General features: G+C 41.5%; 1 pseudogene. It reads left to right on the top strand.

Annotated elements, in window-relative coordinates:
• Positions 1 to 78: 78 nt before the first annotated feature.
• Positions 79 to 1,218 (top strand): annotated as a pseudogene (gene trhI, locus ACSZPU_RS25730) (IncHI-type conjugal transfer helicase TrhI); the annotation flags it as partial.
• Positions 1,219 to 1,307: the final 89 nt, after the last annotated feature.

Genomic DNA, 1,307 nt, shown 5'->3' with positions numbered 1-1,307 from the left:
GCTTCCATCGGGAATAAGGATCTGGCAGCCTGAGTTCCCAACTAAAATACTCTCCAGGAAAACCGGGGCGGTTCAAAAGGTATTAACACCAGCATCGTTGGAGATGATGATCAGGCTATATACTCATTCAGGGCATCCGGAGGTGTGAAAATATTTCAGCAGTTTGAAAAAAATTTTAGACCAAATATATTTTATTTGAACACCTGCTTCAGATGTGAACCTGAAATATTGAAGGTTGCAGGGACGCTGATTGAAAAAAATGTCTACAGATACGTAAAGGATCTTCGTTCAGCAAAAAAAGGAGGGGGAAAGGTCTACTTTCGTTCATTTGTCGATATGGAGGAGCAAATACAAGGGATTCTCAATCTGATAAACCAGGACCCGTATGGTTGGGCCATCCTTAGCAGAGGAAATGCGCATCTTGATCAGCTTGAAAGCCTGATAGAGCAGCCGGTTCTCCGTTATGGTGGAAAGTCATTTTGGGATGAAAAGGAGACAAGCGATGTATTGCATCTAATGGCTTTTTTTCGGCAATCTAATGATGTGCGATTAATGAAACGAGTGCTGGCTCTTTTCGGTGAAAATGAAGAGGTTTTGGATCAAACAGCATTAAGCATGAAAGGAAGAAAAGTTACTTTTGGTGAACTGATCACCTCAGAAGAAAGTTCCCATGAAACCAGAACTCTACACTCAAACTTCACCAGATTTACTCAGGAGAGTCGGGATAAAATTGAAATCGAAAAGCGGTTCGCAAACCTAATCAAATGGATGGAATTATCAGCGATTAAAATGCGAACGTTGAAAGGAGCTCCATCTCTGACCCGAATTGCGTTGGATACTTGCAAACAATGGGCAGAAAAAGCAGGCTGGCAAAATATGATCAACCGTGCAGCTGCGATGTGTCTGGGTCCTAAAAAGAAGAATGAGGAATATACGCCAGATAAAGTAGTTTTATCAACTTTGCATGGTTCTAAGGGGCTAGAATGGAAAAAAGTCATTATTATGAGCTGTAATGATGATCAGATTCCGAGTAAGAAGTCTGTGGGGCAGGAGGCGATTGAAGAAGAACGAAGACTTCTTTTTGTCGGGTTTACTCGAGCGGAGCAACAACTGCATGTAATGTGGTATGGAGCTCCATCATTCTTTTTAAGCGAATGCGCCGCAGAAAAATTGAAAGAGGCTGCAAATCTGCGAATCGAATCATCAGCACCAGATTAAATTCTTGATGGTTAGATAGTATCGTCACGAGGATAAAAATCATTGATAATAGGGCCTTCTAATCAGAAGGCCCTATTATCATGACTATT

The sequence above is a fragment of the Phytobacter sp. V69 genome, assembly GCF_965644215.1.
Lineage (GTDB): Bacteria > Pseudomonadota > Gammaproteobacteria > Enterobacterales > Enterobacteriaceae > Phytobacter.
The sequence above is the reverse complement of the archived record's forward strand: the minus strand, read 5'-3'. Positions and strand labels throughout refer to the sequence as shown.